Origin of the sequence: Pseudomonas sp. A1230 (genome assembly GCF_044218825.1) — a bacterium.
GTDB classification, from domain to species: Bacteria; Pseudomonadota; Gammaproteobacteria; order Pseudomonadales; family Pseudomonadaceae; genus Aquipseudomonas; species Aquipseudomonas iridis.
Genome location: NZ_CP162582.1, coordinates 938,487 through 963,986 on the forward strand (window position 1 = coordinate 938,487; position 25,500 = coordinate 963,986).

Annotated in this window: 23 protein-coding genes and 1 tRNA gene; 15 read left to right on the plus strand and 9 right to left on the minus strand. The window is 58.5% G+C overall.

The window, feature by feature from the left end:
• Positions 1-185 precede the first annotated feature (185 nt).
• The 3 genes from AB4P97_RS04445 to AB4P97_RS04455 are packed head-to-tail and all read left to right on the plus strand — an operon-like array spanning position 186 to position 3,358.
• The gene (locus AB4P97_RS04445; RefSeq protein WP_007914061.1) at positions 186-1,595 is read left to right on the plus strand and encodes a circularly permuted type 2 ATP-grasp protein; all 1,410 of its coding nucleotides are present in this window, start codon (positions 186-188) and stop codon (positions 1,593-1,595) included.
• 12 nt (positions 1,596-1,607) lie between these two features.
• Positions 1,608-2,558: an alpha-E domain-containing protein gene (locus AB4P97_RS04450; protein ID WP_007914063.1), complete on the plus strand. Its 951-nt coding sequence runs from the start codon at positions 1,608-1,610 to the stop codon at positions 2,556-2,558.
• The gene (locus AB4P97_RS04455; RefSeq protein ID WP_042558462.1) at positions 2,555-3,358 is read left to right on the plus strand and encodes a transglutaminase family protein; all 804 of its coding nucleotides are present in this window, start codon (positions 2,555-2,557) and stop codon (positions 3,356-3,358) included. The genes AB4P97_RS04450 and AB4P97_RS04455 overlap by 4 nt, the downstream gene beginning before the upstream one ends.
• A gap of 129 nt (positions 3,359-3,487) precedes the next feature.
• On the opposite strand, the gene AB4P97_RS04460 is transcribed toward AB4P97_RS04455, so the two are convergent.
• Entirely contained in the window at positions 3,488-4,309 is an 822-nt protein-coding gene (locus AB4P97_RS04460; protein WP_042558463.1) for a cytochrome c, read from the minus strand.
• A 585-nt stretch (positions 4,310-4,894) separates the two neighbouring features.
• On the opposite strand from AB4P97_RS04460, the gene AB4P97_RS04465 reads away from it, so the two are divergent.
• From AB4P97_RS04465 to AB4P97_RS04475, 3 genes are all read left to right on the plus strand, one after another.
• A complete protein-coding gene (locus AB4P97_RS04465; protein WP_261737258.1) occupies positions 4,895-6,100 on the plus strand; it encodes an acetyl-CoA C-acetyltransferase in 1,206 nt (401 codons plus the stop codon).
• Between the two features lie 24 nt (positions 6,101-6,124).
• Positions 6,125-8,269 (plus strand): 3-hydroxyacyl-CoA dehydrogenase NAD-binding domain-containing protein, encoded by a 2,145-nt coding sequence (locus tag AB4P97_RS04470; protein WP_395602102.1) that lies wholly within the window; start codon positions 6,125-6,127, stop codon positions 8,267-8,269.
• A gap of 92 nt (positions 8,270-8,361) precedes the next feature.
• Positions 8,362-9,084, plus strand: a complete 723-nt coding sequence (locus AB4P97_RS04475; RefSeq protein WP_042558466.1) for an amidotransferase — start codon at positions 8,362-8,364, stop codon at positions 9,082-9,084.
• A 90-nt stretch (positions 9,085-9,174) separates the two neighbouring features.
• On the opposite strand, the gene AB4P97_RS04480 is transcribed toward AB4P97_RS04475, so the two are convergent.
• The 3 genes from AB4P97_RS04480 to AB4P97_RS04490 all read right to left on the minus strand — a co-directional run bounded on the left by AB4P97_RS04480 (position 9,175) and on the right by AB4P97_RS04490 (position 11,907).
• Positions 9,175-10,146: a magnesium and cobalt transport protein CorA gene (locus AB4P97_RS04480; protein WP_042558467.1), complete on the minus strand. Its 972-nt coding sequence runs from the start codon at positions 10,144-10,146 to the stop codon at positions 9,175-9,177.
• A 133-nt stretch (positions 10,147-10,279) separates the two neighbouring features.
• On the minus strand, positions 10,280-11,002 hold the full coding sequence (locus AB4P97_RS04485) for a 1-acylglycerol-3-phosphate O-acyltransferase (RefSeq protein WP_042558468.1): 723 nt from the start codon (positions 11,000-11,002) through the stop codon (positions 10,280-10,282).
• A 215-nt stretch (positions 11,003-11,217) separates the two neighbouring features.
• Complete coding sequence (locus AB4P97_RS04490) at positions 11,218-11,907, minus strand: crotonase/enoyl-CoA hydratase family protein (RefSeq protein WP_042558469.1); 690 nt, start codon at positions 11,905-11,907, stop codon at positions 11,218-11,220.
• 295 nt (positions 11,908-12,202) lie between these two features.
• Here AB4P97_RS04490 and AB4P97_RS04495 point away from each other — a divergent pair.
• The 7 genes from AB4P97_RS04495 to AB4P97_RS04525 all read left to right on the plus strand — a co-directional run bounded on the left by AB4P97_RS04495 (position 12,203) and on the right by AB4P97_RS04525 (position 14,896).
• Positions 12,203-12,292 (plus strand) — tRNA-Ser (locus tag AB4P97_RS04495).
• Between the two features lie 151 nt (positions 12,293-12,443).
• On the plus strand, positions 12,444-12,764 hold the full coding sequence (locus AB4P97_RS04500; RefSeq protein WP_042562008.1) for a YbjQ family protein: 321 nt from the start codon (positions 12,444-12,446) through the stop codon (positions 12,762-12,764).
• 160 nt (positions 12,765-12,924) lie between these two features.
• Positions 12,925-13,113: a hypothetical protein gene (locus AB4P97_RS04505; protein ID WP_042558470.1), complete on the plus strand. Its 189-nt coding sequence runs from the start codon at positions 12,925-12,927 to the stop codon at positions 13,111-13,113.
• Between the two features lie 326 nt (positions 13,114-13,439).
• Positions 13,440-13,811: a glycine zipper domain-containing protein gene (locus AB4P97_RS04510; protein WP_042558471.1), complete on the plus strand. Its 372-nt coding sequence runs from the start codon at positions 13,440-13,442 to the stop codon at positions 13,809-13,811.
• 136 nt (positions 13,812-13,947) lie between these two features.
• Positions 13,948-14,370, plus strand: coding sequence for a YMGG-like glycine zipper-containing protein (locus tag AB4P97_RS04515; RefSeq protein WP_042558472.1), 423 nt, complete (start codon positions 13,948-13,950; stop codon positions 14,368-14,370).
• 123 nt (positions 14,371-14,493) lie between these two features.
• Positions 14,494-14,664, plus strand: coding sequence for a hypothetical protein (locus AB4P97_RS04520; protein ID WP_164488108.1), 171 nt, complete (start codon positions 14,494-14,496; stop codon positions 14,662-14,664).
• Entirely contained in the window at positions 14,654-14,896 is a 243-nt protein-coding gene (locus AB4P97_RS04525) for a hypothetical protein (RefSeq protein WP_042558474.1), read from the plus strand. Before AB4P97_RS04520 ends, AB4P97_RS04525 begins: the two co-directional genes overlap by 11 nt.
• An 11-nt stretch (positions 14,897-14,907) precedes the next feature.
• Here AB4P97_RS04525 and AB4P97_RS04530 read toward each other — a convergent pair whose 3' ends face one another.
• Positions 14,908-15,282, minus strand: a complete 375-nt coding sequence (locus AB4P97_RS04530; RefSeq protein ID WP_042558475.1) for a hypothetical protein — start codon at positions 15,280-15,282, stop codon at positions 14,908-14,910.
• Positions 15,275-20,062 (minus strand): RHS repeat-associated core domain-containing protein, encoded by a 4,788-nt coding sequence (locus AB4P97_RS04535; RefSeq protein WP_395602103.1) that lies wholly within the window; start codon positions 20,060-20,062, stop codon positions 15,275-15,277. The genes AB4P97_RS04530 and AB4P97_RS04535 overlap by 8 nt, the downstream gene beginning before the upstream one ends.
• Positions 20,063-20,307: 245 nt before the next feature.
• Between AB4P97_RS04535 and AB4P97_RS04540 the strand changes: the two genes are divergently transcribed.
• On the plus strand, positions 20,308-21,003 hold the full coding sequence (locus AB4P97_RS04540; protein WP_395602104.1) for an HAD-IA family hydrolase: 696 nt from the start codon (positions 20,308-20,310) through the stop codon (positions 21,001-21,003).
• An 84-nt stretch (positions 21,004-21,087) separates the two neighbouring features.
• On the opposite strand, the gene AB4P97_RS04545 is transcribed toward AB4P97_RS04540, so the two are convergent.
• Positions 21,088-21,834: a 3-oxoacyl-ACP reductase family protein gene (locus tag AB4P97_RS04545; RefSeq protein WP_042558478.1), complete on the minus strand. Its 747-nt coding sequence runs from the start codon at positions 21,832-21,834 to the stop codon at positions 21,088-21,090.
• 127 nt (positions 21,835-21,961) lie between these two features.
• Here AB4P97_RS04545 and AB4P97_RS04550 point away from each other — a divergent pair, with 127 nt between their 5' ends.
• Positions 21,962-22,888: a LysR family transcriptional regulator gene (locus AB4P97_RS04550; RefSeq protein WP_042562009.1), complete on the plus strand. Its 927-nt coding sequence runs from the start codon at positions 21,962-21,964 to the stop codon at positions 22,886-22,888.
• Between the two features lie 131 nt (positions 22,889-23,019).
• Here AB4P97_RS04550 and AB4P97_RS04555 read toward each other — a convergent pair whose 3' ends face one another.
• A complete protein-coding gene (locus tag AB4P97_RS04555) occupies positions 23,020-23,748 on the minus strand; it encodes an aspartate/glutamate racemase family protein (protein WP_042558479.1) in 729 nt (242 codons plus the stop codon).
• Positions 23,749-23,801: 53 nt separating this feature from the next.
• Complete coding sequence (locus tag AB4P97_RS04560) at positions 23,802-25,340, minus strand: NCS1 family nucleobase:cation symporter-1 (protein WP_395602105.1); 1,539 nt, start codon at positions 25,338-25,340, stop codon at positions 23,802-23,804.
• Positions 25,341-25,500 lie beyond the last annotated feature (160 nt).

The window sequence follows — 25,500 nt, forward strand, 5'->3', positions numbered from 1 at the left end:
ACTATGCTGGTGATAGGCGATGCAGTGCGTCGCAATGAAGCGGGGGCGATCAGGTGGGGGCATTTGCCGCACAGGAATGGTGCGGCGCCTGCGACGTGAATATCCAACCGATTGATATCAAAGCGTTTATGCCGATGGCACGGGCCTTGCGAAGGCCTGTAGGTCCGGGTGACAAGGAGTACGGCATGATCCGCACCTATTTTGATGAGATGTACGATGCCGGCGGCCAGGTTCGCCCGCATTACCGGGAATTTGCCCGTTGGCTGGCCGACACGCCTGATGAGCTGCTGGCACAACGGCGACGCGAGGCCGATCTGCTGTTCCATCGCGCCGGGATTACTTTCACGCTCTATGGGGACGAGCAGGGCACTGAGCGCCTGATTCCTTTCGACACCATTCCGCGCAGCATTCCCGCCAGCGAATGGCGGATCGTCGAGCGCGGCTGCATTCAGCGGGTCAAGGCGTTGAACATGTTCCTCGCCGATCTCTATCACGAGCAGCGCATCATCAAGGCCGGAATCATTCCCGCCGAGCAGGTGCTGGCCAACGAGCAGTATCAGTTGGCGATGCAGGGGCTGGATCTGCACCGAGACATCTACTCGCATATCTCCGGCGTCGATCTGGTGCGCGATGGCGACGGCACCTATTACGTGCTCGAAGACAATTTGCGCACCCCGAGCGGCGTGAGCTACATGCTCGAAGACCGCAAAATGATGATGCGCCTGTTCCCGGAACTGTTCGCCGCTCAGCGCATTGCGCCGATCGACCATTATCCGAACCTGTTGCTCGACACCCTGAAAAGCTCCAGCCCCATCGACGACCCCAGCGTGGTGGTGCTGACGCCCGGGCGCTTCAACAGTGCGTTTTTCGAGCATGCGTTTCTGGCCAGGGAAATGGGTGTTGAACTGGTGGAGGGCGCGGATCTGTTCGTGCGTGACGACAAGGTCTTCATGCGCACTACCGACGGCCCGAAAGCCGTGGACGTGATTTACCGCCGTCTCGACGATGCGTTTCTGGATCCGCTGGCGTTCAACCCGGACTCGATGCTCGGTGTGCCGGGGCTGCTGTCGTCCTATCGCTCCGGCAATGTGGTGCTGGCTAACGCCATCGGCACTGGCGTGGCGGATGACAAATCGGTCTACCCGTTTGTTACCGACATGATCCGTTTTTATCTCGATGAAGAACCGATCCTGAAAAACGTGCCGACCTGGCAATGCCGCAACCCGTCTGAACTTTCCCACGTGCTGGCCAATCTTCCAGATCTGGTGGTCAAGGAAACCCAGGGCTCCGGTGGTTACGGGATGTTGGTGGGGCCGGCGTCGACGAAGGCGGAAATTGACGCCTTTCGTGAGCGGATCAAGGCCAAACCTCACGCGTATATCGCACAACCGACGCTGTCACTGTCGACTTGCCCGACTTTTGTCGAAAACGGCATTGCGCCACGTCATATCGACTTGCGCCCGTTTGTCTTGTCAGGGCGCGAAACCCGGGTCGTACCCGGTGGTTTGACCCGTGTCGCGCTGCGTGAAGGCTCTCTGGTGGTGAATTCCTCCCAGGGCGGCGGAACCAAGGACACCTGGGTGGTCGAGGATTGAAGGAAGCTTGCCATGTTAAGTAGAACTGCCTCGGATCTGTATTGGATGTCGCGTTACCTGGAGCGGGCGGAAAACCTCGCACGGATGCTCGACATCAGTTATTCGCTGTCGCTGATGCCGCAGGACGGTCGCGGCGATGGTCTGCACGAACTGGCGATGCCACTGTTGATCACCGGCACGCTTGACGATTATCTGGAGCGTCACGGCGCGCTGCATGCCGAACGCCTGCTGCACTTCTTCGCCCTTGATGCGGCCAATCCGGCGAGCATCTATAGCTGCCTCGGCGCGGCGCGGGCCAGTGCTCATGCGGTGCGTGGGCGCATTACTGCGGACATGTGGGAAAACATCAACGCCACGTGGCTGGAAATTCGCGGGATCGCCGAGCAGGGTCTCAGCCGTTATGGCATGAGTCGTTTCTGCGAGTGGATCAAGGAGCGTTCGCACCTGTTCCGCGGTGCGTCCTACGGCACGATCATGCGTAACGATGCGTTTCGTTTTATTCGTCTGGGCACCTTTATCGAGCGCGCGGACAACACGTTGCGGCTGCTCGATGCGCGCTACGAAATGGCCGGCGATCAGGCCGAAGCCGTCAGTGACGGCACTGCCCACGCGTATTACCAGTGGAGTGCGTTGCTGCGAGCGTTGTCATCATTCGAGGCTTACACCGAAATCTATCGTGACGCCCCGGGTGCCCGGCATGTCGCCGAGCTGCTGCTGTTGCGTGCTGACGTACCGCGTTCGCTGCGTGCCTGCACCGAGGAGATCGACCAGATTCTCGCGCAGTTGCCCGGTGCCAACGGGCGACCGGCCCAGCGCCTCGCCGCAGAAATGGACGCGCGCCTTCGCTACACCGGCATCAACGAAATTCTCGAGGAAGGCCTGCACGCCTGGCTGACCGAATTCATCCCGCTGGTGCGCCAGTTGGGTAACGCCATTCACAGTTCCTATCTGGAGGCTGCATGAGACTTTCGATTAGCCACGAGACCACCTATCACTACGAGGATCAGGTGCGGGCGAGCATCCAGTACCTGCGGCTGACCCCACACGACAGCGAGCGTCAACACGTGCTGAGCTGGCAGCTCGACCTGCCGCGCCCGGTGCGCGCGCAACTCGATCCGTTCGGCAACATCCTGCATGTGCTGACCATGGACGAGCCACATGAAGCGATCATCATCGGTGCGCGTGGTCAGGTTGATATCGACGAATTGCGCGAGGCCGAACACGAGAGCCAGTCGGCGCTACCGTTTCTGCGCTTTACCCGGTTGACCGAGGCTGACGAGGCACTGCGCGGGTTTGCGGAAAAATCCTGCAAGCAACGCCGCGACCGCACGGCACTCATCGATTTGATGCACGGTCTGAATCAGCACATGACCTATACGCCCGGTTCTACCGCGGTCGACACCAGTGCCATGCAAGCCTTCGCCGGACGGGCGGGCGTCTGCCAGGATCACACCCACGCGTTTCTGGCGTGCGCACGCAGTCTCGGGATTCCCTCGCGTTATGTGTCGGGGTATCTGTACAGCGAGGATTGCGAACACCTGGCCAGCCATGCCTGGGCCGAAGCCTGGCTGGATGACGCCTGGTACAGTTTTGACGTGACCAATGAGCTGGCGCGACCGGAGCGACACCTGAAGCTGGCAGTGGGTCTGGATTATCTGGATGCCTGTCCGGTGCGCGGGATGCGCCGGGGCGGCGGGTGCGAGCAGATGCATGCGAAGGTGTTCGTATCGCCGACCCCGGTGATCTCTGTCCAACAACAGTAGATTCGGGATACCGCTATCGCTGGCAAGCCAGCTCCCACAGGTTATGCGCTGACTTTGAGTCAGTGGTGATCCTGTGGGAGCTGGCTTGCCAGCGATGAGGTCAGTGATAACCACCCAAGGATCAAGGTATCAAGGCTTAACCTTGCGCCCCACCATGTGTTTCAGATACCCCACTAACATCTGCAAATCCTCCTCTGGTAGCACCTGTGCCGAAAACCCTGGCATCTTCGCCTGAGGCCACTGGCGCAAACTCTGCGGATCGCGGATGTATCGCTTTAAGAAGTCCGCACCAAAATACTCGGTCGGGTTGTACGGAATATTCAGATCCGGCCCAAACTGCGCATCCCCCGCACCGTTCAAGCGGTGGCAGGCCAGGCAGTTCTTCTGAAACAGCGCGAACCCCTGATTCACAGGGTCATCTGCTTTCAACGCAGGGTCCGGCAACAGGGCCGGGAAGCGCTCAGCCACGGGCGCCATGCGCTTGATGCTCGCGACCTCGAACGGCCATTGCTCAGGGCTGATGTTGCCGGCCTGTGGATCGGTCCACACCAGATAGAACGGCCCGGCGCTGTGCTTGCCCGCCGACAATGGCGGCCACGGATGCGCGGGGTCTTCAATCGCCAGCCAGGCACGCGAGCCTTGGGTGTTGAGCAGCGGCGCAGCTGCCAACTCGGCGGCAAAGCCATCCAGCGCCACCGCTTGCAGATGATCCTCAGGTTTGATTCCGCCCAGCAACGCCGCCACGGGCACGGCGCGATACGTCATGTCCTTCTTGTAGGACACATCGTCTTTTACCGTGAGGGTTTGTACCTGAGGATGCTTGAGTAGCTCCTCGGTCTGCCAGATGCGGCTGTTTGCGCCCAGCTGTAAATCCAGCTGTGCGGCTGACAAGGGCATGCTTAGCAGCAAGGCCCCAAACACAATGAGCGCTTTCAAATAATCGCCGTCCATGCCGTGCAAATGTGCAGAGATTGGCACAGCCACGCTGGCCCGGGTAGCGGGCCAGGGACATTTTTCAGTGGCGATAACCAGCAGCTGTCGCCTGATTCAGCCGATCACCTTGGTCAGATTCGGCAAAATCAGCAACAGTGTCGTGGCGAAAAGAATGAGCCCTGCTTGACGAACTTTCGGTTGTTTGAACATGGCTTGACCGCCTTTTTGTTATTTCCTGATGCCTGCCTGCATATCCATGACGGCAAGCGATGCACTTCCTGTTAAAGAACGCCTGCCTCGGCAAAACCCGACGACCACGACGTACATGTTCTACCTTAGGGCCCGCGTCACGCTTGGCTTAGATCCATTTAATATGGGGCTGCAGCTATCAGCGATTAAAAAGGTATGAGGCGTATTGCCAGCTCCGTCGCCGCCCGCTTGCTAGACAACTCGCCGACCTGAACCGGTTCACCCGATGCCTGATGACCGTCCGTCTGAGCGTGTGCGTCAACACCATTGAGCGCTGTGGTCATTGAATCCTTGAGCGCGCAGGCCAAGAGTGGGAGCACAAGAATTCACTCACCGCACAGGTTCGAGGACGTCATGACCCAAGCTTTGATTTTCGATGCATTACGCACGCCGCGCGGCAAAGGCAAGGCTGATGGTGCCCTGCACAGCGTCAAACCGGTCACTTTGGTGGCCGGCCTGCTGACTGCGTTGCAACAGCGCACGGCGCTGGACACCAGCCAGGTCGATGACGTGGTACTGGGCTGCGTCACGCCGATTGGCGATCAAGGCTCGGACATCGCCAAAACCGCCGTGCAAGTGGCCGATTGGGACGTCAGCGTGGCGGGCGTGCAGATCAACCGTTTCTGCGCCTCGGGTCTGGAAGCGGTGAACCTCGGCGCGATGAAAGTGCGTTCGGGATTTGAAGATCTGGTGGTGGTCGGCGGCGTCGAGTCGATGTCACGCGTGCCGATGGGCAGCGACGGCGGCGCCTGGGCGCTGGATCCGCAAACCAACCTGCAGGGTCACTTCACTCCGCAAGGTATCGGCGCCGACCTGATCGCCACCCTTGAAGGCTTCAGCCGTCAGGATGTCGATGCCTACGCGCTGCACTCGCAACAGAAAGCGGCACGGGCACGGGCCGATGGCTCGTTCAACAAATCACTGGTGCCGGTGCAGGATCAGAACGGCATCATCCTGCTCGATCACGACGAATTCATTCGTGCCGAGTCGACCCTGGAAGGTTTGGCCAAGCTCAAGCCGAGTTTTGAAATGATGGGGCAGATGGGTTTCGACGCGACGGCGCTACGGGTTTACAGCCATGTTGAACGGATCAATCACGTACATACACCTGGCAACAGTTCCGGGATCGTCGATGGAGCGGCGCTGATGCTGATCGGTTCCGAGGCCAAGGGCCGGGCGCTGGGCTTGCAGCCACGGGCGCGGATTGTCGCCACGGCGGTGACCAGCACGGATCCAACCATCATGCTCACGGGCCCCGCGCCGGCCACCCGCAAGGCGCTGGCGAAGGCCGGCCTGCGCGTGGAAGACATCGACCTGTTCGAGGTCAACGAAGCGTTTGCTTCGGTGGTGTTGAAGTTCATCAAGGACATGGCCGTCGATCCGGACAAGGTCAACGTCAACGGCGGCTCCATCGCGATGGGCCATCCGCTCGGCGCTACCGGGTGCGCGATCCTCGGCACCTTGCTCGATGAACTGGAAACCCGGCGCCTGCGCTATGGCCTGGCGACGCTGTGCGTCGGCGGCGGCATGGGCATTGCCACCATCATCGAACGCCTCTGAACCCCGAATTAAAGGAACCTTGTTATGAGCGAAGCCATTCGTTACGAAAAAGGTCAGGACGGCATTATCGTCCTCACCATAGACATGCCGGGCCAGAGCGCCAACACCATGAACGCCGCGTACCGCGAGGCAATGGCCGCCTGCGTCGCCCGGCTTGTGGCTGAAAAAGAAAGCATTGCCGGGGTCATCATCACGTCGGCGAAGAAAACCTTCTTCGCCGGCGGCGACCTTAATGAGTTGATCAAGGTTGGCAAGCCTGAAGCCAAAGCCTTCTACGACATGGTGCTGACCCTCAAAGGGCAACTGCGCACGCTGGAAACCCTCGGTAAGCCGGTGGTCGCGGCCATCAACGGCGCGGCACTCGGCGGCGGATGGGAAATCTGTCTGGCGTGTCATCATCGGGTGGCACTGGACGATGCGTCGGTGCAACTTGGTCTGCCGGAGGTGACCCTCGGCTTGTTGCCGGGCGGCGGCGGGGTGGTGCGCATGGTGCGCATGCTCGGCATCGAGAAGGCGCTGCCGTATTTGCTCGAAGGCAAAAAGGTCCGTCCGCAACAGGCTTTGCAGGCCGGATTGATCGATGAGCTGGCGGCCGATCGCGATGAGCTGCTGGCCAAGGCGCGTGCCTGGATCGTTGCCAATCCGACGGCGGTACAACGTTGGGATGTGAAGGGATATCAAATTCCTGGCGGCACGCCGTCGAATCCGAAAGTCGCGCAGATGTTGGCCATTGCGCCGTCGATCCTGCGCACCAAGACCCAAGGTACGTTGCCGGCGCCGGAGAAAATTCTCTGCGCGGCGGTAGAAGGCGCGCAGGTGGATTTCGATACGGCGCACTTGATTGAAACCCGCTACTTCACAGAATTGACCACCGGCCAGATCTCGAAAAACCTGATCGGCACGTTCTGGTTTCAGCTCAACGAAATCAATGCCGGTGGCTCGCGGCCGCAGGGCTTTGCACCGGTCATTACGCGTAAGGTCGGTGTGCTCGGCGCCGGGATGATGGGCGCGGGGATCGCTTTTGTCAGCGCCTCGGCGGGTATCGAAGTGGTGCTCAAGGACATCAATCTGGCTGCTGCCGAAAAGGGCAAAGCGCATTCAGCGGCGTTGCTGGACAAGAAAGTCGCTCGTGGTCAGATGGATGCCGCGCAGCGTGAGGCAGTGCTGGCGCGGATTCATACCAGCGAAAACGATGCTGACCTGTCCGGTTGCGATTTGATCATCGAGGCGGTTTTTGAAGATCGCGAACTCAAGGCGAGGGTCTCTTCGGCGGCGCAGAAAGTGGTCGGCGCCGATGCTGTGATTGCCTCCAACACTTCGACCTTGCCGATCACGGGGCTGGCGACGGCGGTACCGGATCAAAGCAAATTCATCGGCCTGCATTTCTTCAGCCCTGTGGAAAAAATGCCGTTGGTGGAAATCATCAAAGGCGCGCAGACCAGCGACGAGACCCTCGCTCGCGGGTTTGATTTCGTCCTGCAAATCAAGAAAACGCCGATCGTGGTCAACGACAGTCGCGGCTTCTTCACCTCGCGGGTGTTCGGCACGTTCACCAATGAAGGCATCGCCATGCTCGGTGAAGGTGTGAGCGCGCCGATGATCGAGACCGAAGCGCGCAAGGCCGGGATGCCAGTCGGGCCTCTGGCAATCTCCGACGAAGTTTCCCTCAGCCTGATGAGCCATATCCGTAAGCAAACCGCCAAGGACTTACAGGCAGAAGGGAAACCGCTGATTGAACACCCGGCGTTTACCGTGATTGACTTGCTGCTCAACGAGTACAAGCGCCCGGGCAAAGCCGCAGGTGGCGGTTTCTACGAATACCCGGCCGGTGGGCAGAAACATTTGTGGCCTGAATTGAAGACGCGCTTCGAGAAGGCTGACGGGCAGATTTCGCCGAAGGACGTGCGTGACAGGTTGCTGTTTGTGCAGGCCATCGAAACCGTGCGCTGTGTGGAGGAGGGCGTGCTGACCTCGACGGCGGATGCCAACGTAGGATCGATCTTCGGCATCGGTTTTGCGGCGTGGACTGGCGGCGCGTTGCAGTACATCAATCAGTACGGAGTAAAGGATTTCGTCGCCCGGGCGCAGTATCTGGCCGAACAGTATGGCGAGCGTTTCGCACCGCCTGCGCTGCTGCTGGATAAAGCGGCAAAAGGTGAGATGTTCTAAGGGCGACGAGCATTCCGGGGCTTGCCTTGCCAGGGTGTTTCAAGGCAGGCTCTGGGGTGTTCATTATTCCCATCACGTGTCAGGTATTTTTTATGTCGCTACGCATCTGCATTCTGGAAACCGACATCCTGCGTCCAGAACTGGTCGATCAATATCAGGGTTACGGGCAGATGTTTCAGCGCCTGTTCTCGCAGCAACCGATTGCCGCCGAGTTCACGGTGTACAACGTGATGCAGGGCGAATACCCGAGCGACGACCTGACGTTCGATGCGTATCTGGTCACTGGCAGCAAGGCCGATTCCTTCGGCACTGACCCGTGGATTGAAACCCTCAGGGAATACTTGCTGAACCGCTACGAGCGTGGCGACAAGCTGCTCGGCGTGTGCTTTGGCCATCAACTGCTGGCGCTGTTGCTGGGCGGCAAGAGCGAACGCGCCACGCAAGGTTGGGGCGTCGGCACCCACAACTACAAACTCGCGGCAAAGGCTCCGTGGATGAGCCCGGTGCGTGAAGAGCTGACGCTGTTGATCAGTCATCAGGATCAGGTCACCGCACTACCGGAAAACGCCACGGTGATCGCATCCAGTGATTTCTGCCCGTTTGCGGCGTATCACATCAATGACCAGGTGCTGTGCTTCCAGGGGCATCCGGAATTTATCCACGACTACTCGCGCGCGTTGCTGGATTTGCGTCAGGAAGCCTTGGGTACGCAGATTTACAGCACGGGCGTGGCGAGCCTGGCACAGGAACACCATGGTGCTACGGTCGCGGAATGGATGATGCGGTTTGTGGCGCACAAGCCTGAAACTGCTTAACTGCAGATCAAAAGATCGCAGCCTGTGGCAGCTCCTACATTGGGATCAAGTACACCTGTAGGAGCTGCCGAAGGCTGGGATCTTCTGCTGTTACAACCACCCCGATTTCTTGAAACTCGCCCACAAACTCACACAACCCACCGTGATAAACCCCAGCACGCCAAAATAGCCGTAATGCCAGCTCAGCTCCGGCATGTTCTGGAAATTCATCCCGTAAATCCCCGCCACCGCCGTCGGAAACGCCAGAATCGCCGCCCATGCGGCAAACTTGCGCTGCACCACACTCTGCCGTGACGCTTCCAGCAACACGCCAATCTCGATGGTCTGGCTGGCAATGTCCGCCAGTGTCGTCAGGTCTTCCATTTGCCGCGTCACATGGATCTGCACGTCGCGGAAATACGGGCGCATGTTCTTGTCGATGAACGGGAAGCTCAGTTTTTGCAGTTCCTCGCTGATCTCCACCATCGGCGCGGCGTAGCGGCGCAGACGCACGACATCGCGGCGCAATCCGTGAAGCTTCTGAATGTCGTGCTCGTTCAACGCACTGCACAGCACGTTGCGCTCCAGCTCATCAATCTCGGCGTGGATCGCTTCGCCCACGGGCTGATAGTTTTCGATGACAAAATCGAGCAGCGCATAAAGTACGAAATCTTCCCCATGCTCCAGCAACAGCGGACGCGCCTCACAACGTTGGCGGACATGGGCGTAGGACGCCGAGTGACCGTTGCGGGCGGTAATGATGTAGCCCTTGCCGGCGAAGATATGGGTTTCGATGAACTGCAGGATCCCGTGTTCACGAATGGGCGAGTAGGTGACGATAAACAAAGCGTCGCCAAAGGTTTCCAGCTTCGGTCGGCTATGTTTTTCCAAGGCATCTTCGATGGCCAATTCGTGCAGGTTGAATTGGCGTTGCAAATTGGACAGTTCCTGAGCGTCCGGCTCTTCCAGACCGATCCACACAAAGTGACCGGTCTTCGCGGCCCAGGCCGCGCCTTCATCAAGGGTAATATTGGTGACTTTTTTGCCCTCGCTGTACACCGCAGCAGCAACAACTCGACCCATGGTGGTGATTCACTTCTTCTTGGCAGATGACTGGGAGACCAGGCTTCAGCTTAGCCTTGTCGCTGCTTGAGAGTCAGTGAAATCTGCACAGTTCACCCGGCAAAAGAAAACCCGCACAGGGCGGGTTTGTTTTTCAGGCAGCTTGCAGTTGGCGATCCATCGCGTCGATGCATTCGCGCATCTGCTCGCGGCACTGCTCGATGAGCATGGGCATGTCGTCCATGGTCAGCCCGGCAGTAGGAATTGCCGGCAGCGAGCGTATGAGAATTTTCCCGCTGCGCCAGCGGTTCAGACGCATGTGCTTGACGTAGCTGCTGACACACACCGGAACGATCGGCACACCGGCAGCAATCGCCATCTGGAACGCGCCTTTCTTGAACGGCAGCAGATCTTCGCCGAGGTTGCGCGTGCCTTCGGGGAACACCCAGATCGAGGTCTTTTCGTTCTGCAACGTATTCGTGGTAGTCACCATCGACTGGCGAGCTTTTTGCGCATTGCCTCGGTCGATCAACACGTTACCCGCCAGCCAGAACAACTGCCCGAACAACGGTACCCATTTCAGGCTCTTCTTGCCGATGCACACGGTACGGCGCGGCACGACATTGCCGAACACGAACAGATCATAGTTGGACTGGTGGTTCGCAATAATCACGCAACTGTCGGGCTTGTTCATCAACCCGCTGACGTCGGTCTTCACTCGCAGACGCAAAATGCACATCGCCGGCAGAGCGTAGAGGCGGGCGCACAGACGGCTGTTGTCCGGATTGAATGGACGGCACAGGCCGAGGATAACCCCAAGCACACCCGCGAGAATAAAGTGCAGGCCCATCAACAACATACGAAACACAAACAGCATTTTCAGGCCCCACCGGCGCAAAAGGTGGCGCAGTGTACGGATGTGCACTGTTTTCGGCAATTGCCACTATAGAGTCCGGAGATAGCCGATGTTTAAGCGCATGTTTCCAAGCCGGTCGTCAGACGCGTCCTAGAGCAGCCAAGGCATGTTCAACCCAGCGTGTAAGAAAAAGCCCGACACGACGGTCGGGCTTTTCTTCATCGCGTGAGCCGGGTTTAACCCAGATGCTCCTGATCCTGGATGATCGCGTTATCCAGGGTTTCCAGCAGCGCCTTACGCACCTTCAGTTTGGTGTTCTTGTGCGCGGTCATGTTGATCTTCTTCAATTGACGTGCGGCGGCGAGGGCGGCGCCTTGCAGTTCCTCGGCGGAAACCACCTTGTCGAGGAAACCGGCATCCACAGCACTTTGCGGATCGAACATCTCACCGTTGATCACCGAACGGTGGAACGCCGAGCGACGCAGGCGATCACGAGCCAGTTCGATACCGGCGTGGTGCATGGTCATGCCGATCTGCACTTCGTTCAGGCCAATGCTGAACGGGCCATCGACACCGATGCGGTAATCGGCAGACAACAGAATAAACGCGCCTTTGGCCACGGCATGACCCGGGCAAGCAACGATCACCGGGAACGGGTGAGAAAGCAGACGACGAGCCAATGTCGACCCCGCAGTGACCAGCGCCACGGCTTCTTTCGGGCCGGCGGTCATCACTTTCAGATCATAGCCGCCGGACAAAATGCCTGGCTGACCGGTGATGATCACGATGGCACGATCAGTCACTGCCTGATCCAGCGCCGCGTTGAACGCCGCAATCACGTCCGGGGAAATGGCATTGACCTTGCCATTGCTCAAGGTCAGGGTCGCGATACCGTCTTCGAGGTGGTAGGAAATCAACTCACTCATGACGCTATTCCTTGTAAGAAAGATGGGCAGACGTTACCCACCACCGCAGGCCAGGTAAAGCGCCGTGACTGACCCGCTGGTCACCGTTTCCCGGTGCAGCCAGCGTGGTGAGCCATTCTGCTTCTATATAGAAGGCGCGCACTCACCGGAGATTGGCCGCTTTGCCATGGTCCGCCGACGGGAAAAACCACTTTTTCTCTTAACCGCATGAAAATTCTGAAAAAAAGTTTGCCATCAGAAAAGCTTTCGACTACATTAGCGCGCCTCGACAGACAGAACATGTTTGAAGAGATACGGTGAAGTGTCCGAGTGGCTTAAGGAGCACGCCTGGAAAGTGTGTATACAGGAAACTGTATCGAGAGTTCGAATCTCTCCTTCACCGCCAAATTAGTAAACACAAACCCCTGATTTCGAAAGAAGTCAGGGGTTTTGTGGTTTCTGGTGTCTGGAATTTGCCGACGTGGGTGATGTGGTCGGCTGAATTCTGGTTTGAGCATTACAATCGCGGTTTTATTGCCAGTAAAAGGACGACGTTCATGATCATCTCCACCACTCACGCCATCGAAGGCCGGCAGATCACCGCGTATCTGGACATTGTCAGTGCCGAGTCGGTGCAAGGCGTCAATGTGATCCGTGACATGTTCGCCGGTATGCGCGACTTTTTTGGTGGTCGGTCGCAAACGCTGGAAAGAGCATTGAAAGAAGCGCGCATTCAGGCCACCAACGAGATCAAGGAACGAGCGCGTGCTTTGCAGGCAGATGCGGTGGTCGGGCTGGATTTCGAGATCAGCATGCCGGCGGGTAAGGGCGGCATGGTTGTGGTGTTTGTGACGGGCACAGCGGTGAAGTTGCGCTGAGCGGGCCGCGGTGTTGAATTTTTGTAGGCCATTCGTCGGGCGTCGGCCGATCTGAACAACAAGTCCAGTAATGACCGGCTAGTCTCAAAATTCTGAGTGGTCGATACTTTTCAGGCGAGATGGTTTTGCCGGTGTCGACCTTTTACGAAGGGGAGAGGGCATGACTGCACCGTATATTGAAGACGATGGCGCTGAATTTTCCTTCAACAACTGCGTACGCTGCGGACAGAGCGAGTACCAGTCGGGCTTTGGCGAAGACACGATTCAGAACGCCAAGATCAAATCCGCGGCACCAAAAGGGCCTAAGGCGAAATTCCTTCCCAAGGTGATGGCAAGGGCCAGAAAATAAGCTTTCTCGACATAACCCCGTCATTGAGCGGGGTTTTTTACGTCTGATCGCTGATCGCCGATACGTTCTACAAATGGTTTAAAGAATTGCGTTTTCTTTCACAAACTTTTCACGTTGTCCGGCGTAGGGTGAAGCCATCCGTTAGAAAGCAAGTCTCCAGCCCGTCTCCCCAGCGGGCTTTTTTTTGCCTGTCGTAAAACCTTTTTCAGAATCGCGGTCAAATCGGCGCCAAGTGCTCGCTGTGCTTTGGTTCCGTCTGGAAGTTCGCCCTCTGGCGACATTAGATCCCGGCCCTTTTTTGTCATCTCTGTTTTTGAGGTTTCGTCATGCGTTTAACTCTCCCTGCTTTGGTTCTTGGCCTCTTCTTTGTTCAAGGAGCAATGGCTGCCGGCGATGGCACTGCGGCATTGGGCGGTGGACTGGGCGGCGCGCTGGGGAATGTGGTCGGTCAGAAAATGGGCGGCAGCACCGGTGCCGCGATTGGCGCGGGCGTAGCAGGCGCAGCGGGCAGTGCGGTGGCGGCACGCAAGGGTAGTCGGACCAAAGCGGCCATTGGCGGCGGTGTCGGCGCGGCCGGTGGTTCGGTGATTGGCAACAGCCTCGGCGGCAGAAATGGTGCGACTATCGGTGCGGGCTTGGGCGGTGCAGCTGGCGGTGCGGTGGGCAGCAACCTGTCCAAAGGCCACAAGCGTCACTGAGATTGATTGCGTGTCAGAAAAGCCCGACTCGATGTCGGGCTTTTCAGTTGCTGAACGTTTTTCCCGCTAATGCCTCCAATAGCTTATAAGCCCTTGTTCGGGCGGACTGTCCCGCTTCGGGAACTGTGAGGTTCAAATGCGATTGTCATTATCTGCACTGTTTTTCGGATTACTGGTTGCTCAAGGCGCGATGGCTGCCGGCGACGGCACTGCCGCCGTCGGTGGTGGCTTGGGTGGTGCGTTGGGCAATGTGGTTGGCGGACAACTTGGTGGTAGCACTGGCGCTGCGGTGGGTGCCGGTTTGGGCGGCGCGGCGGGCAGTGCGGTTGGGGCGGATAAACGCAGTCGCACGGAAGCCGCTATTGGCGGCGGCCTCGGCGCCGCCGGCGGTTCAGTGGTCGGCAATAGCCTGGGCGGCTCAACCGGTTCGGCCATCGGTGCAGGCTTGGGTGGCGCGGCAGGTGGTGCTGTCGGCAACAACCTGGGTGACGATGGCGGTAAGTCTCATTCCGGTGGTGGTCATAAACACAAGAACAAGCATAAAAACAAACATCATTGATTGATGTTTAAACAGAAACCCGGCCATGTGCCGGGTTTTTCGTTTCTGCTGAATGGACTCGGGAACGATTGGCGGCAGGGCGTTTCGAACGTCATACACTCCCCCGAATTTCCGAGGTATGCCATGACTCCCGAAACTGAAGGCAAGGAAGAAAAAGGTTCAAGCGGGCTGCCGTTCATTAACGATCCGGGAAATGAAGATCCGGGGTCGGTTATGGACGATGCGACGGTGCCGCTAAATGATTCGGATGATGCACTGGATGGTGAGTATGACGAGGAGGAGGATGAGCAGTGACCGAAGTTCGTTGGATGAACGTGTTGGCAGCGTGAAATCCGAATCTTCAGGGCCTGTGTTTTTCAGGCCCTTTGAGAGGTGTGAAATGAGTGGTGAGTTGAAGAGCGATGAGGTCGATGATACGCCTGAATATCCGTTGCCTTCGCCTACGGATCCTTTGGGGCGAGATGATTTGCCGCTGGAGGATGAGGAGGGCGATGAATCAGGTGAAGACCGCACTAAAGATGATTGAATCTTTTTACATCAGAACGACACGTCAATTCTTTCCGCTGTTATTTTCACGAACTGTTCGTTGAGGTGTGGATAATCGTAATGAAGCCCCTGATCCGAAAACTCGACAAATGACTTAAAGATATCTCCTTCTAAGCGGCCATGAATTTCACACGAAAAACCATTGCCGAGCATTTCGATGCGTTCTTCTTCATTCTCTATCTTTGAGATGGCTAACTCTTCGGGTAAAACCATTTCCAACTCGACTTCATAAGTTTTTCCTACGTCAATGACAAAAGGGCAGTAGCTTGCAAAACCTCTGAATGTCACATCGTTCACGCGAAGTACGATCAGGTCTTCGACGTACGGGTCGATTTCAATAACATGCGCAAGGTATTTTTTAGTCATCCGCGGGACTCACTGTTTTGTCTTTTCCGTCGCCATTTATCGTTCGCCAGAACTCTTTTCCACTTTTTGCATGAAGCGTTGTAATTTCATTGTTTTGGTTTGTACCTACAAAAGCGAATTTTGCCTCTCCCTTCCGATTGTTTCCCATAAGTTGTAGATAGCCTGATCGGGTTTCCCCCTTGTATTCATATTCGATACGTGTGCCCTGACTCACTACCTCTCTGGCGATATTTAGATATTGTTCTTTGCTCACGGCCTTGAACTCTGCACCATGCTTTTCATAATGACCAACAAGTTTTTCTTCACTTCCGAAGTCTTGAGGGCGAGATTTCGGCTTTGGGAGCTCTGGGTTACCTTCTTCTACAACCGAATCACTTGTCGCACCCGGCACCTTACAACCCGGCTTACCCGGCGGAGGACAGTTGGAACTCAACCCCAACGGATCAACCCACCCCGTCGGACTCGGCACGTACTGGTACTGATTCAACCCACCCGCCAACTTGATCGGGTCCGGCGTCAGATACCGTCCAAGCCTTGGGTCGTAATACCGATGCCGGTTGTAATGCAGGCCGCTTTCCGAGTCGAAGTACTGCCCCTGAAAGCGCAGCGGTTGATCCAGGTATTCCTCGCCGGCCAGGGTGATTGCGGCTACTTTGCCGTAGGCGTCGTATTGCGCCGACCAGACGATTTCGCCGCTGTAGTCGGTGAGTTCTTGTGGGGTGCCGAGGTGGTCTAGTTGGTAGTAGAACGGGCAGGCCTTTTTTGGGCCTTTGCCGTCGAGCAGTGCCAGCGGGCGGAAGGTGCCGGGTTCGTAGACGTAGCTGCGGTGCTGGGTTTTGCTGCTTTCGGCGACGAGGTGGTCGCCTTGCCAGAAGAACTCGGTTTTTTCGCCGTCGACGGTTTTGCTGATCCGCCGGCCGAAGGCGTCGTACTGGTAGGTCGCGGTTTTGCCGTCGGGACGGGTCAGGCCGATGAGGCGGTGCTGGCAGTCGTAGCGATATTCGGTGACCAGTTTCTGCGCGGTGCCGCGGCGTTCGCGGATCAGGTTGCCGAAGGCGTCGTAGTCGTAGTGGCGATCGCCCTGCATCAGCAGGCGGTTGCCCTTGATGTGTGTCGGGCCGGGGCGCTCCTGCATGAGCAGGTTGCCGGCCGGATCGTGGGCGAAGGATTCCGGCAGTTCGTCGCGTGAGTGGCGCACCCGGATCAGACGGTCGAGAGCGTCGTAGCCATAGGTGCGTTGGCCGTGACGGGTGTCGGCGATGTGCTCCAGATTGCCGTTGGCGCTGTAGGCATAATCGCGGCGGTACAGCGAATCGTGCTGATGGCCTACGGCGTGGGCGAGCAGCCTGCCCTGATCGTCGTAGGCATATTCGCTGAGCAGCAGGCCTTGCTGACGTTGTTGTTCGCGGCCCGACTGATAGACGTGTTGCGTCAGCGGCGCGCCGTTGAGGTGGATGGCGGTCAGTGCGCCGCCCTTGGCGTACTGATAATCGAGCTTGCTGTTGTCCGGCAGGCGCATGCGTTTGAGCTGGCCGCAGGCGTCGTAGGTATAACGCAGCGTGCCCCAGCCCTGATGCTCGGTGATCAGCCGGTCCTGCAGGTCGTATTCGAAGGCCAACGGATGTTTCTGGCCGTCGTCGACGCCAGTCAGCCGACCGAGGCGGTCGTACTGATAGATAACCTTGACCTCGTCAGGCAAGGTCTTGATCAGCAAGCGCCCGGCCGCATCGCGCTCGTAGTGCGTGACCAACACCGAGCCGTCATCGCCGAATTCGGTCTTTTCCAGCAGATGACCCTTGAGGTCATAGGCGTAGGCCGTACGCCGCCCGTCAAAGCCGGTTTCCTGTCGGATCAGTCCGGTCGGCGTGTAGTCCAGTCGATACTTTTCGCCAGACTCGTTCTCGATTTCAGTGAGCAGCAGTTGCGCATGGTCGTAGCGGTACTGCACCCGCGTGCCGTCGGGGTTGATCCGACGCGAGACCAGGTGCAGGTCGTCGTCATACTCGAAACGGGTGATGCGCCCGAGTTCGTCGCGCTCGGCGGTGACCTGGTGGTAAGCGCCATAACTGTAGGCGCGAGTGGCGCCCGTAGGAGAAGTCGTCTGGATCAGTCGGCCAATGGCGTCCCAATGCTGACGCGTGACCGCACCGTGTTCATCAGCTGTGGTAGTCCTGCGCCCCAGTGCATCGTAGGAAAAGCGTCGCACACCGCCATCGGGCAGGGTTTCTTCAACTAGCTGACCAAGGGTGTTCCAGACAAACACGTGCCGACTGGTGTCCGGGTAACGGATCGACAGCAGCTGCCCGCGAGCGTCGTAGTGGTAATGCGTGACCTGACCATCAGGATCGACCGCCTCAGTGACATCGCCCTGAGCATTGCGCCGGTAGGTCCATACCGCGTCGCCACGGGAACGGCTGTGCAGGAAACCGTTGCGGTACTCGTAGGACGTTGGCACATCGTCTGGCGGAAGCAGCGCGATCAGCCGCCCAACATCGTCGTAGCGGTATTCTGTGACGGCGCCTAAGGGATCCTGCTCGGCCACCAAGCGGCCCGAACCGTCGTAGGCCTTGAGGTGTTCGCCGCCATCGGCCTCAACCTTGCGCACCAGCCGTGCGCGGTCATCGTGGACGTAGGTTTCTTCGGTGCCATCGACGTAATGCACGACGACACTGCCGTCGTCATGCCAGACGTAGCGCGTGTCCATCTGCGAGAACGACGCCCAGTGTCTGACGCAACGTGCCGATTTCCCTGACCGCTCCCACTCCCAGAAAAAGCTCGCGCCGCCCGTGAGCTGCCGCTGGAGGATGACGTGCTGATCGTCGTAGTCGTAACGCTCGCCGTCGTCAACCGCGTTACGCGCCTCGACCAGACGCTGATAGGCGTCGTAGCGGTAGCTGACGAGGGTTTGCTCAGTCGCCCATTCATCCTGCTGAAACGACTGATAGTCGACGGCCACCAAGTGCTGGCGGTCATAACGCAACAACAGCGACCGACCCGCGCCGTTGTCCAGACGCTGAACCCGATCCTGCCGATCCCGAACAATGCGCAGACGATTGCCATACGCATCACTAACCGCCGTCAGACGCCCGGCCCGAAAGTGATAAAACCGTGCCGCATCCCCCGCCAGCGCGAGGATCAGTTCTTCCGGTTCATCCCCGAGAAAAATCGCCGCCCGCGACAGGCTGTTATGAATTGCCGGGCGCTCAACACTCGGCAACGGAAACCGCGTACGCCGGTTTTCATGATCAACCCAAACAACACCGTCGCGATCGAACTCCAGCCGATGCGCCAGCGAATGACTCCAGCCAAACCCCAGCCCGACATCGATTTCGGCGGCACTGGTGCGATACAGCCTTGTGAACTCGAATGGCAGCAGCCCATCGAGCACACCATCGCTCAGGGTCAGCAGTTCCTCGCCGGTAACCATCGACACCGGGCAGCCGTTGGTACAGGTCTGCGGTACGCAATCGGCGCTGTTGCCGTTGGGGTTTTTTGCCTGATCGGACGCGTCATCGTGAGTCTCATGACGCTGCATCCGGCTCATGCCATGCGACTTGTCCCGTGCGAGTGGGGCCGGATTCGGTACCGTCAAAATCACGGAATCGGCCTGCCGAATGTTCACCGGAATCGACGGCGTCGGTTTCAGCTCAACATCACGCACATTGAGCACCAGCGGTTTCAAAGCGCCGGCATGGCGAGTCAAATCAGGCGAGGAATTCAGTTCAGCCAGGCGCAAAGCAGAAGCTGCCAGCCATTCCCGCGCGCGCGGCGATTTGATTTTCGCCAGCACTTTGCTGCTCAACCGCAGCTGCACGCCCATGCCGCCAGAGACGCGCATCAACAGGAAACTGATCAACAACTCGACACGGATTTCTGCGACCACTTCCGCCAGGTATTGCGGCGGCAGCATCTTCAGCCAACCGGTGAACGCCGCCAGATGAATGAACAAAAGCGGCTCGTCGCTGAGCATCAACAGGCCGTTGGCAATCGCCTCGTGGGAAGCCTGCAGCAAAGCGTCCAGCTCAATGTCGCTCAGATAATCCAGAAGCTTTTCGCTGTTGGCCTGCAAGTCGGCGAGCAGGGCGAATAGTTGTTTGATGTCATCCCAGACGCCGTGCAAGGCATTTTCGAACCCGCGCCAATCGGCCTGTTGCAGTTGACCGAAACGCTCGAGAAATCCGGCGCTGGAAAACTCCGTCCAAAGCGGCTGAAACCCTGCCCATTCATCGCGTAACCAGTCTTCCAGGCCGCTGATGACACTTTCATAAGAGGCATACAGCGCCCGGACATGCCGGGTGGAAACATCAGGAAAGAAGGTGATGCGATAACGCTGGCCCCGGTCGCAATCACTCAACTCCAGAATGCCGCTCGGGCCGATTTCATAATGTTGCGGTTCGCCGAAGGTCATAACGCCGTCGACTTCGGCAATCACCGGCTCGAGTGTCAGCGGGGTGTTGCCGATCGGTACAAAACGAGCGGCTTCGAACATGTGCACCAGGGTCAAGGGGCCGCTGGCCGGACACATGAACACTGAAGAACTGATGGGTTTACGGCTGTTGACGGGCGCGCTGAGGTTGACGTCGTTGCCGACTTTGAACACCTGCTCGATATCCAGCGCCGAGCCCATCCAGAACTGTTCGGCCCAGGCTTCGTAATTGTTCAGGCACAGGCGGAACTCCCGGATCAGTGTTTCGAAGTCCGGGTGCTCGGGATTAAGGGCGGCAACCACCAGCAGGCCGATGCTGTTGTTCAGGGGCAGAAGCCGATCGGGTGGAAGCATTCGCAGTCACTCGCGCATGTGAAAAAGGTGCGCGGACTTTGCGGGGGATCAAAAAGGAAAGAAGTCAGGAAGGTAGGCAATATCTGTAGGGCGTTTCGCTATTTGCCTGCGAGTAGTTCATCGCCTCAACAAATATTGCCCGTTGCTCAATGTCGGCTGTGCTCGTTATGCTGCTGAACCCATTAATCAGATCCGAGCAGCGGCGCTACCCGCCGCCTGGGATGTCTTTGATAACGGATCCGATGATGAATGCACCGCTGAAGGCGTTCGGCCCGATCAAGGCCGTGATTTTCGATATGGATGGTTTGCTGCTGGACACCGAAGGCATTTACACCGAGGTCACCTCGATGATTGCCGAGCGTTACGGGCGCACCTTCGACTGGAGCGTCAAGCAGAACATCATTGGCCGCGGTGCCAACGATCTGGCGAACTATGTGGTGCAAGCGCTGGATCTGCCGATCACAGCCGAAGAGTTTCTGGTGATTCGCGAACCGTTGATGCGCGAGCGTTTCCCCACCGCGCAGGCGATGCCGGGCGCCGAAGAGCTGATTCGTCACCTCAAGGCCCACAATATTCCAATCGCCGTGGGCACCAGTTCGTCACGACAGTCGTTCGGTCAGAAGACCACGTTGCACCGCGAGTGGTTTGCGCTGTTCGATTTCATTGTCACGGCGGACGATCCTGAAGTCGGCGCAGCCAAGCCCGCGCCGGATATTTTCCTGACCGCGGCGCGGCGTCTGGGTGTCGCGCCTGAAGATTGTCTGGTGTTCGAGGATTCCCCATTTGGGGTGACCGCAGCGAAAGCGGCGGGCATGACGGCCATCGCCATTCCCGACGCGGCCATGGCCGATGAAAAATACGCACACGCCGACGCGATTCTCCGGTCGTTGAAAGGGTTTGTCCCGAGCGCCTGTGGCCTGCCGGCACTGGAATGGACCTGATCGAGCGATAACACGATCAACCAAAAAACGCCGCCCCTCTGTTAAAGGAGGGGCGGCGTTTTTCGTACAGTCGACTGAGAAATATCAGGCGCCGAAACCACCGTCGATGGTCAGGCTGGCACCGGTGATGTAGCCGGCTTCCGGTCCCGCCAGGTAGGCGACGAAGCTGGCGATTTCTTCGGCTTTACCGTAGCGACCCACTGCCATCAGGGGGATCAGGCTATCAGCGAAGTCACCGTGCGCCGGGTTCATGTCGGTGTCGACCGGGCCGGGCTGCACGTTGTTGATGGTGATGCCACGCGGGCCCAGGTCGCGTGCCAGGCCTTTGGTCAGGCCGACCAGTGCCGATTTGCTCATCGCATACACACCGCCACCGGCGAAGGGCATGCGATCGGCGTTGGTGCTGCCGATGTTGATGATGCGTGCGCCTTCGCCCATGTGCTTGGCCGCTTCCTGCGAGGCGATGAATACGCTGCGCACGTTGATGGCCAGGGTCTGGTCGAAATCTTCCAGGGTGAAGTCTTCCAGCGGCGCGACGGCCAGTACGCCAGCGTTGTTGACCAGAATGTCCAGACGTCCAAAGGCTTCGACCGTGGCGCTGACGGCATGGCGGATAGCGGCGGCGTCAGCGCTGTCGGCTTTGATCGCCAGGGCTTTGCCACCGTTGGCGGTGATGCTGTTCTGCAGCTCTTCGGCTTTGGCGGTGGAGCTCACGTAAGTGAACGCTACTGCAGCGCCTTCAGCGGCCAGGCGTTTGACGATAGCGGCACCGATACCGCGGGAACCGCCTTGAATCAGAGCGACTTTGCCGCCGAGGTGTTGAGTGGTCATGTTCGATCTCCAGACTATTCAAGGCGGGACTGCCTTGTTGTTGGAACCGAGTATCGACCTCTGATCCACAACCGTGTAGCCCATGATTGCTATAGTCTGTGTAAACCAGAAGTTTATAGTGGCGATCATGGAAACTTTCAGCAGTATTGAATGCTTTGTGCGCAGCGCCGAAGTCGGCAGCTTCGCCGAAGCGGCAAGGCGCTTGAGTCTGACCCCGGCGGCGGTCGGTAAAAGTGTCGCGAAACTTGAGACGAGGCTGGGCGTGCGGTTGTTCCAGCGCAGCACCCGCAGCTTGGCGCTGACCGAGGCGGGCCAGCTGTTTTTGAGTCAGGTCAGTGCCAGTCTGACCACGATCCAGAACGCGGTGGCTAATCTGGCCAGTGTCGAAGGTCTGCCAGCGGGAACGTTGAAAGTCAGTATGGGCACCGTGTTCGGGCGGTTGTACGTCGTGCCGTTGCTGGAAGCGTTTTTACGTCGGTTTCCGGCGATCAACCCTGACTGGCATTTTGATAACCGTCAGGTCGATCTAATCGGGCAGGGGTTCGATGCAGCGATTGGCGGAGGATTTGAATTGCCCCAAGGCGTCGTCGCACGCAAATTGGCACCCGCGCATCGAGTGTTGGTGGCGTCTGCTGACTATCTGCAAAAGCACGAAGCGATCGTCGAGCCGGACGACCTGCAATATCACGATGGCATTCTGATTCGGTCGCCACAAACCGGTCGAGTGCGCTCTTGGCAATTGATCAGTAGTGGCAGTCAGCTCTGTCGAGCCTTGACCCTCAAGACGCGAATGACCATGAGCGATTCGGAGGCTGCCTGCGCCACGGCTGCGCAAGGCCTGGGGATTGCACTGGTGAGCATGCCGTTCGCGGTGGGGTATCTGGAGGCGGGCACGTTGCAGCGGGTGTTGCCGGAGTGGTTCGTCGATGACGGCAACATTTCCATCTACTACGCCGAGCATAAATTGTTGCCGGGCAAGACTCGGGCGTTTGTCGATTTTGTGATTGAGCAGTTTGTAGAGCAGGGCCTGGCTCGGCGGTTCAGTGCTTTTTGAGCAAGGCCTGGGGCCGGGTTGCCCCCTTCGCGAGCAGGCTCGCTCCCACAGATTTTGTATCGGACCACATATTTGCAACCAACACTGATCCTGTGTGAGCGAGCCTGCTCGCGAATAAGTCGACTCGGTTCTCAGCGTGCAAACCGCCCCGGCCAGCCAATAATCGTTTTCGGCCGCGGCGTTGCATACGTCCGCACCTTGGACGTCGACAACCGCAACCGCACCAGCGATTCCGCAATCGTCACCGCCGCCGTGACCCCATCCACCACTGGCACGCCCGTGCGCCGGCGAATCTGCTCATCAAGCCCGGCCATACCACCGCAACCCAGGCAGATTACCTCGGCCTTGTCCTGCGTCACCGCCAGTTCAGCCTGATGGACGATGGCTTCCAGCGCCCGTTGCGGTTCGTGTTCCAGCTCCAGAACGGCCAGGCCACTGGCCCGCACCGATGCGCAGCGATCCCACAGCCCGGACAGTTTCAGTCGATCCTCGATCAACGGCACGGTGCGATCCAGCGTGGTCACCACCGAATAGGCATGGCCGAGAAACATCGCGGTGCTGGCCGCCGCATCGGTGATGTCCACCACCGGCACGTTGAGCAATTCCTGCAAACCTTCGCGACCGTGTTCGCCATAACCGGCCTGAATCACCGCGTCGAACGGTTGGTCGTAGGCCATCACCCGGTCCATCACGGCGATGGCCGCCAGATAGCTTTCGAAGTTGCCTTCAATCGAGTCGGCGCCGAAGTAGGGCGTCAGGCCGACGATTTCCGTACCGGGTGACGCGACAGCCTGCGCCGAGCGGGCGATGGCATCGGTGATGGATTCGGTGGTGTTGACGTTGACCACGAGAATGCGCATGGGGAGTCCTTATAGCGGGCAGTTTGCGGCCCGAAGTCCGGGCCGCGAGGGAATTAATGGCAGACGTTGTCGACAGCGATGCATTCGCCGCTGACGTCGGCGTAGTCCGGCTGGCGTTTGGCGATGATCAGATAGAGCATTCCGACGATCCCGGCACCAATCAGCCAAGAGAACGGCGAGACACTGTGGAAACCCGGCACCAGCGCCAGGACGATGGCAATCAGCGCGGCAGGAATAAACGCCGCCACTGCACGGAAATTGACGCCGTGGCTGTAGTAATAAGCGCCGTTGGGATCCTCGCTGTAGAGCTGCGGGACATTGATCCGGCCTTTGCGGATCAGCCAGTAGTCGACCATGATCACGCCGTACAACGGCCCGAGCAGAGCACCGAGACCGGAGAGGAAATACACGATCACCAACGGACTGTTGTAGAGATTCCACGGCAGGATCAACACGGCGATGGCCGCGCTGATCAGCCCGGCGCGGCGGAAGGTCAGGTACTTCGGCGCCAGGTTACTGAGCACGAACGCCGGGGCGACGAAGTTGGCCATGATGTTCACCGCCACCGTGACGATCAGGAAGGCCAGGCAACCGAGAACCAGAAAGAAAGTATTGGGAATCGAGGCGATGATTTCGGTCGGGCTTTCGATGATCCGGCCGTTGATCTGAAACTGCGCGCCACACAGCAGGACGGTAATCGCGGCGAATACCAGAATGTTTACCGGCAAACCCCAGAAATTTCCTACCTTGATGGTCTTCCGGCACGGCGAGGAGCGGGCGAAGTCGCAGAAATTGAGGATCAGCGTGCCGTAGATCGCCAGCCACAACGCGCCGCCGGCAAAGATGTTGCGCCACATCTCGCCACCGGTGAGCGGGTCGCGAGTCGACCAGGCAATGGTCGCGTTGGCCTGCGTGTACATCCAGGCGGCGAGGGCCGCGACGGTCACCAGAATCACCGGTCCGGCAAACGCTTCATAGCGGCGCACCATTTCCATGCCGTAGGCGAGAATCGCCAGTTGCACGAGCCAGATCACCACGAAACACACCCAACCCAACGTCGACAGCCCGAGGATCGAGTTGTGGTCGTACTCGGCGAATCCGGGATGAACCGCCGTGAGCAAAACGCGAAACACCACCGACGCCAGATACGTCTGAATACCGAACCAGGCGATGGCGATAACAGCCCGGATCAACGCAGGAATTTGCGCTCCGTGGATACCGAAACTGATCCGGCTGATGACTGGAAACGGCACACCGGTTTTCTGCCCCATGTAACCGGACAGGTTCATGAAGAAATACACCAGCGCTGCGCCGATCCCCAGCGACAACAGAATCTGCCAGCCACCCAGGCCCAAGGCATACAAGCCAATGGCGAACGAGTAGTTGGCGATGTTGTGCACGTCGTTGGTCCACAGGGCGAAGATGCTGTACTTGCCCCAGCGTCGACCCTCGGCCTTGGTCGGTGCCAGGTCGCTGTTGTGCAAGCGGGGGCTCAGTTGCAGCGGTTCGACCAGTCCGTCGTGGGGGGAGGGGTGATCGAGTGCAGAGGCGGGCAGATTCAGCGCGATGTTATTCGAGAGACTTGTACGCATTCCGGCAGGCTCCTGATGTTCAAGGCCGCGATGACTGTGCATAAGCCGTCAGGCTCGACAAATCTTCGTCGCGGCAGTGAAACCATCACAGGTTAGGGGCATCTGCAGCCTGTACGGGATAGGGCGCTTCAGGCTTGCGGATCGAAAGTGTGTTTATGTT

Coding starts and splice junctions, on each gene's coding strand:
- AB4P97_RS04445 (WP_007914061.1), top strand. CDS start 186: ATGATCCGCACCTATTTTGATGAGATGTACGATGCCGGCGGCCAGGTT.
- AB4P97_RS04450 (WP_007914063.1), top strand. CDS start 1,608: ATGTTAAGTAGAACTGCCTCGGATCTGTATTGGATGTCGCGTTACCTG.
- AB4P97_RS04455 (WP_042558462.1), top strand. CDS start 2,555: ATGAGACTTTCGATTAGCCACGAGACCACCTATCACTACGAGGATCAG.
- AB4P97_RS04460 (WP_042558463.1), bottom strand. CDS start 4,309: ATGGACGGCGATTATTTGAAAGCGCTCATTGTGTTTGGGGCCTTGCTG.
- AB4P97_RS04465 (WP_261737258.1), top strand. CDS start 4,895: ATGACCCAAGCTTTGATTTTCGATGCATTACGCACGCCGCGCGGCAAA.
- AB4P97_RS04470 (WP_395602102.1), top strand. CDS start 6,125: ATGAGCGAAGCCATTCGTTACGAAAAAGGTCAGGACGGCATTATCGTC.
- AB4P97_RS04475 (WP_042558466.1), top strand. CDS start 8,362: ATGTCGCTACGCATCTGCATTCTGGAAACCGACATCCTGCGTCCAGAA.
- AB4P97_RS04480 (WP_042558467.1), bottom strand. CDS start 10,146: ATGGGTCGAGTTGTTGCTGCTGCGGTGTACAGCGAGGGCAAAAAAGTC.
- AB4P97_RS04485 (WP_042558468.1), bottom strand. CDS start 11,002: ATGCTGTTTGTGTTTCGTATGTTGTTGATGGGCCTGCACTTTATTCTC.
- AB4P97_RS04490 (WP_042558469.1), bottom strand. CDS start 11,907: ATGAGTGAGTTGATTTCCTACCACCTCGAAGACGGTATCGCGACCCTG.
- AB4P97_RS04500 (WP_042562008.1), top strand. CDS start 12,444: ATGATCATCTCCACCACTCACGCCATCGAAGGCCGGCAGATCACCGCG.
- AB4P97_RS04505 (WP_042558470.1), top strand. CDS start 12,925: ATGACTGCACCGTATATTGAAGACGATGGCGCTGAATTTTCCTTCAAC.
- AB4P97_RS04510 (WP_042558471.1), top strand. CDS start 13,440: ATGCGTTTAACTCTCCCTGCTTTGGTTCTTGGCCTCTTCTTTGTTCAA.
- AB4P97_RS04515 (WP_042558472.1), top strand. CDS start 13,948: ATGCGATTGTCATTATCTGCACTGTTTTTCGGATTACTGGTTGCTCAA.
- AB4P97_RS04520 (WP_164488108.1), top strand. CDS start 14,494: ATGACTCCCGAAACTGAAGGCAAGGAAGAAAAAGGTTCAAGCGGGCTG.
- AB4P97_RS04525 (WP_042558474.1), top strand. CDS start 14,654: ATGAGCAGTGACCGAAGTTCGTTGGATGAACGTGTTGGCAGCGTGAAA.
- AB4P97_RS04530 (WP_042558475.1), bottom strand. CDS start 15,282: ATGACTAAAAAATACCTTGCGCATGTTATTGAAATCGACCCGTACGTC.
- AB4P97_RS04535 (WP_395602103.1), bottom strand. CDS start 20,062: ATGCTTCCACCCGATCGGCTTCTGCCCCTGAACAACAGCATCGGCCTG.
- AB4P97_RS04540 (WP_395602104.1), top strand. CDS start 20,308: ATGAATGCACCGCTGAAGGCGTTCGGCCCGATCAAGGCCGTGATTTTC.
- AB4P97_RS04545 (WP_042558478.1), bottom strand. CDS start 21,834: ATGACCACTCAACACCTCGGCGGCAAAGTCGCTCTGATTCAAGGCGGT.
- AB4P97_RS04550 (WP_042562009.1), top strand. CDS start 21,962: ATGGAAACTTTCAGCAGTATTGAATGCTTTGTGCGCAGCGCCGAAGTC.
- AB4P97_RS04555 (WP_042558479.1), bottom strand. CDS start 23,748: ATGCGCATTCTCGTGGTCAACGTCAACACCACCGAATCCATCACCGAT.
- AB4P97_RS04560 (WP_395602105.1), bottom strand. CDS start 25,340: ATGCGTACAAGTCTCTCGAATAACATCGCGCTGAATCTGCCCGCCTCT.